1 protein-coding gene is annotated in these 5,924 nt (G+C 63.9%); it reads left to right on the top strand.

All coding sequences use genetic code 11. From position 1 onward, the window contains the following. Positions 1–221: 221 nt before the first annotated feature. Positions 222–5,924 (top strand): amino acid adenylation domain-containing protein (locus VJ464_01975; GenBank protein HKQ03872.1); only part of this gene is annotated, 5,703 nt, incomplete at its 3' end.

Here is a 5,924-nt window from a genome sequence, read left to right as displayed (position 1 = left end):
ACGTGGTGGTGGTGAACGAAGTGGTGCAGTACTTTCCGAGTCTGGAGTATCTGCTGAAGGTGCTGGAAGGGATAAAGGGAGTGCTGGCCAGAGGGGGGAGTATCTACTTGGGAGACCTCCGCAGTCTCGACTTGCTGGAGGCATTCCATGGCTGGGTAGAGCTTGGGCGTGCCGACGGGGAAGTGACCGCCGAGCAGTTGCGCGCGCGTATCGCCAGGCGGATGAGATCGGAGAAGGAGCTAGTGGTGTCGCCTTGGTTGTTCGTCGAAATGGCGCAGGAGGCTGGTTGGATCAGCGAGGCGGCAATCGAGTTGAAAGGTGGACGCTACCACAACGAGTTGACGAAGTACCGCTACGATGTGGTGCTGCATACATACCGAAGCATGAATGGCGTTAACGGCGGGCGGCGGCAGGATTGGGAAGCCGATGGGTGGAGTGTGTCGAGGCTGAGGCGCGAGTTGAGTGAGGGAGTCGAGGAACTGGCGTTGAATGGAGTGCCGAACGCGAGGGTGGCGGCGGACCTAGCCAGTCAGCAGTGGCTGGCGGCGGCGGGCGACACCCGAGTGAGCGAAATGCAGGCGCAGTTGGATGAGATATGGAATCGAAGAGAAGCCGTGGACCCGGAGGAGGTGCGGGCTATAGGGCGAGAACTGGGTTACGAGGTGAGGGTGGGCTGGCCTGGACGAGGGGAAGCGGGCAGCTACGAGGTGTTGGTGCGGAGGGCGAAGCGAGAGCTTGAGAAGGTAGTGTCAGAGGAAGCAGGAGAGGTCATAGGCGGGAAGCTGATTGAGCTGTCGGACGGCTGGAGGAAGTACGCGAATCGACCGCTAACGGAGTTGAGGAGCGAAGGCATTGGCACAGAGTTGATGGAGTACTTGCAGCAGCGGCTGCCTGAGTACATGGTACCAGCGGCGTATGTGGAGTTGGAGAAGCTGCCATTGACACCAAACGGTAAGCTGGACCGCAGGAGGCTGCCTGCGCCGGAAGGTGACGCTTACGTGATGCGGGGCTACGAGGAGCCGGTCGGCGAGGTGGAGCGGGCGGTGGCGGCGATCTGGGGCGAGGTGCTGGGGTTGCAGCGTGTGGGTAGACGAGACAACTTCTTCGAGCTGGGAGGACACTCCCTGCTTGTGGTGAGGATGATTTCGCGCCTGAGGAAGGCGCTGAACGTGGAGGTGACGATAGGGGAAGTGTTCGCGCATCCGGTGCTGGTTGACCTGGCGGGGGTGATCGGTGGAGCCGAACAGGCTGTGCTGCCGGCGATCAAGGTCGCAGAACGCGGAGGGCAGCTGCCGCTGTCATTCGCGCAGCAGCGGCTGTGGTTCCTGGCGCAGATGGGCGTCAGCCAGGCCTATCACATTTTCTACGGATTGCGGCTGAAGGGAGAGCTGGACGGCGCGGCGCTGCGGCGTGCTTTAGATGCGGTGGTGGAGCGCCACGAAGCGTTGCGGACGACCTTTGTGACGATTGATGGCGAGCCGGCGCAGCAGATCACGCCAGCCCACCAGAGCCGCTTCGACCTCAAGGAGCACGACCTGCGCGAAGGGGTGAATGCGGATCGGGAGATGGAGCGATTGATACGTGAAGAGGCGGCTACAAGGTTCGATCTGGAAGAGGGGCCGCTGATCCGTGGCCGGTTGATCTGCACGGCGGAAGCCGAGCATGCGCTGTTGATCACCATGCATCACATCGTCAGCGATGGGTGGTCGATGGACATCTTCATCAAGGAGTTGAGCCTGTTGTACGGGGCCTTCGTTCGAGGTGAGCGAGACCCGCTGCCAGAGCTTGAGGTGCAATATCTGGATTATGCGGTGTGGCAGAGGAAGTGGATGGAAGGCGAGGTGCTACGACGGCAGGCGGAGTATTGGCAGAGTGCGCTTGCCGGAGCGCCTGGGCTGCTGGAGTTGCCGACCGATCACGCGCGACCCGCCGAGCAGGAGTACGAGGGCGGACGCGTAGAGGTGGTGCTGAGCGCGGAACTGAGCCGCGGGCTGAAGCGGCTGAGCCAGCAGCAGGGAACGACCTTGTTTATGACGCTGCTGGCGGGGTGGGGAGCGCTGCTGTCGAGGCTGTCCGGGCAGCAAGAGGTAGTGATCGGCACGTCGGTGGCGAACCGCGGGCGAGTGGAGATCGAGGGGCTTATTGGCTTCTTCATCAATACGCTGGCGCTGCGGATAGAGCTGACGGGGAGGCCGAGCGTCGAGGAGGTGCTGAGACGAGTCAAGCAGCAGACGCTGTCAGCGCAGCAGCATCAGGAGTTGCCGTTCGAGCAGGTGGTGGAGGTGGTGCGGCCTGAGCGAAGCCTTGCCCACAGTCCCCTGTTCCAGGTGCTCTTTGATTGGCGGCAGAACTTAGGTGGAGGGAAGCTGACGTTGCCGGGGGTGGAGCTCGCACCGCTGAGGTCAGAGGCACCCGTGGTCGCAAACTTCGACCTGACGTTGACATTGTGGGACGCCGGGAACCGTATAGCTGGAGCATTGGAGTACGCGACTGCTCTGTTCGAGCGCGAGACGATACTGCAGCAGGTGAGATACCTGTTGAACTTGCTGGACGGCATGGTCGCCAACAGCTCCCAGCTTATAGACCAGTTGCCGATTCTGCCGGAAGCCGAGAGGCGGCAGGTGCTGTATGAGTGGAACGCGACGGAAGCTGACTACCCGAAAGACCAGTGCTTCCACGAGCTGTTCGAGCATCAAGCTGAGAAGACGCCCGAGGCCGAGGCCGTCATCTATGGCGATCAGCGCCTCAGCTACTACGAGCTCAACGCGAAGGCCGAGCGGCTGGCCCACTATCTGACCGAGGCCGGCGTAACCGTCGAGTCGCGTGTCGGTATCTACCTGCAGCGCTCGCCGGAAATGATGATCGCTATTCTGGGCGTGATGAAGGCGGGCGGGGCCTACGTGCCGCTTGAGCCGGGACTGCCCACGCGGCGACTCGAACAGATAATGCGCGACGCCGGCATCGAGTCGGTGCTTGTCAACTCCGACCTGATGGCGGACCTGCCGCTGGCTGGGATTGATGTGGTGCTGATGGACGGCGCGGTCACCGACTCGCAGTGGCTTGAAGGGCTGGCCGACGAAGCTGCCTGCGAAGCCCAGACCAGCGCCACGCCCGCTGACCTCGCTTATATCCTCTACACGTCCGGCTCCACAGGCCAGCCCAAGGGCGTGATGGTCGAGCACCGCGGACTGACCAACTACCTTTCTTACGCTGCCGGCAAGTACCTGGGGCCGGAGATACAGGGTTCTGTTGTCAGCTCGCGCCTGAGCTTCGACGCGACGCTGACGACGTTGCTGGCACCGCTGGTTGTGGGCAAGCCGGTTGAGTTGCTAGCTGAAGACGAATCAACAATGAGCCGACTGGCACAGCATCTGTTCGGGACTGACGAGGGGTGGCTGTTCAAAATCACACCGTCGCACCTTGAAGCGCTCGAATACGTGCAGCGGCCAAGGACTACAGGGCCAGCGCCGCACGTAATCGTGGTGGGCGGCGAGCAGTTGAGCGCGCAGAGGCTGAGAAAGTGGAAGCGCGAGCTACTGCCAGAGGCGAGGTTCGTCAACGAGTATGGACCGACCGAAGCCGTCGTCGGCTGTAGCGTGTGGGAATTGAGCGACCAGCAGGGCGTGGAGAAACTGGAGAGGCTAACGGCCGCACCTATCGGGTGTCCAATAGCCAACGCGCGGCTCTACGTGCTTGGAGCGGGGCTACAGCCGCAGCCTTGCAACAGCCTTGGTGAGCTTTACATCGGGGGCGATGGGGTGACACGCGGCTATTTGAATCAGGAGGCGCTGACGCAAGAAAAGTTCATAGCGAACCCGTTCGCGGAGGGGCGGCTGTATCGGACAGGAGATGTGGCGAGGTGGAGTCGAGAAGGCGAGTTGGAGTTCCTTGGGCGGCGCGACCAACAGGTGAAGATACGCGGCTACCGGGTGGAGCTAGGGGAGATCGAAGCGCGGCTGGCCGAATGTGAAGCCGTCGGCGAAGCCGTGGTCATGTTGCGCGAAGAGGCGGCGGGCGATAAGCGCCTGATCGCTTACTACGCCGCCGACACCGACGAGGTCAGCGCCGAGCAGATCCGCCAGCAACTAGCGGCAAGGCTGCCCGAGTACATGCTGCCGGCGGCCTACGTCAGGCTGGCGCAGATGCCCTTGACCCCTAACGGCAAGCTCGACCGCAAGGCCCTGCCCGCTCCCGAAGGCGATGCCTTTGCCCACCACGGCTACGAACCGCCACTCGGCGAGGTCGAGCAGCGGCTGGCGGCGATCTGGAGCGAGGTGCTGAAGGTAGAGCGAGTGGGCCGCCACGACAACTTCTTCGAGTTGGGGGGCAACTCGCTGCTGGTCGTGCGCGTCATCGCGCGGCTGCGCCAGGCCGGCTTGCAAGCCGACGTGCGGGCGCTGTTCGCGCGGCCGGTGCTGGCCGAGTTGGCCGCGCAGATCGGCGCGCAGGCGCCACACGTCGAGGTGCCAGCCAATCGCATCCCTCCAGGCAGTGCGGTCATCGCGCCGGAGATGTTGCCGCTAGTGGAGCTGACCGAAGAGGAGATCGCGCGAGTGGTGGCGACCGTCGAAGGCGGGGCCGGAAACCTGCAAGACATCTACCCGCTGGCGCCGCTGCAAGAGGGGATACTCTTCCACCACCTGATGGGCGGCGAGGGCGATCCGTACCTGCTGGGCAGCCTCTACAGCTTCGACAGCCGGGAGCGCCTGGAGAGCTATCTGGGGGCGCTGCAAGCGGTGATCGGGCGGCACGACATCCTGCGGACGGCGGTGGTGTGGGAAGGGCTGCGAGAGCCGGTGCAGGTGGTCTGGCGGCAGGCGCGGCTGGTGGTCGAGGAAGTGGAGGTGGGGACAGAAGGAGGGGAGGCGGCGGCGGCGGAGTTGTACGAGCGCTACAATCCGCGGCGGTATCGGCTGGAGGTGTGGCGGGCGCCGCTGCTGCGGATGGCGGTGGCGGAGGACAAGGCGGCGGGGCGATGGCTGCTGATGCAGTTGCAGCATCACCTCGTAAGTGATCACGCGACACTAGAGGTGATGCAGGAGGAGATCGAGGCGTACCTGCTGGGGCGCGGCGAGGAGTTGGCGAAGCCGCTGCCGTTCCGGAATCTGGTGGCGGCGGCACGGCTGGGGGTGAGACAGGAGGAGCACGAGGCGTATTTCCGCGGGTTGCTGGGAGAGGTCGATGAGGCGACGGCGCCGTTCGGTTTGCTGGATGTGCAGGGCGACGGCAGCGGGATTGATCTCGCACATATGAAAGTGGACGTAGGTTTGGGGCAGAGGATACAGAAGAGCGCGCGGGAACTGGGAGTGAGCGTGGCGAGCGTGTGTCACGTGGCGTGGGGGCAGGTGGTGGCGCGGACGAGTGGGCGTCAGGAGGTGGTGTATGGGACGGTGCTGCTGGGACGGATGCAAGGGGGCGAGGGGGCGGAGCGGGCGATAGGTTTATTCATCAATACTCTGCCGGTGAAGGTGAGGGTGGGTGAGGGCGGGGCGGCGGCGAGTGTGCGGGGAATGCAGGAGCAGTTGGGAGAGTTGCTGAGGCACGAGCAGGCGTCGTTGGCGTTGGCGCAGCGGTGCAGCGGGGTGGCGGCGCCGACGCCGCTGTTCACGTCCCTGCTGAACTACCGTCACAGCGGGAGCGGCGCTGTCGCGTGGTCGCCCGAGCAGGCCCGCGCTTGGCAAGGCGTGCAGCTTTTGTATGGGGAATCGCGTAACAACTATCCCTTGAATCTCGCCGTGAACGATTTGGGAGAAGGCTTCTCGCTGTCGGCGCAGGTGGTGGCTTCCATCGGGGCGCAGCGCGTCTGCCAGTACATGCACCGGGCGCTGGAGTCGCTGGTCGAGGCGCTGGAGAGCGCGCCGGCGCGGCCACTGCGTAGCCTGAAAGTCATACCAGAGGGCGAGCGGCGGCAGATGCTGGTGGAG

It is taken from the genome of Blastocatellia bacterium (assembly GCA_035275065.1).
In the GTDB taxonomy this organism is placed as follows: Bacteria; Acidobacteriota; Blastocatellia; order UBA7656; family UBA7656; genus DATENM01.
This window is presented reverse-complemented; position numbering and strand designations above follow the sequence as displayed.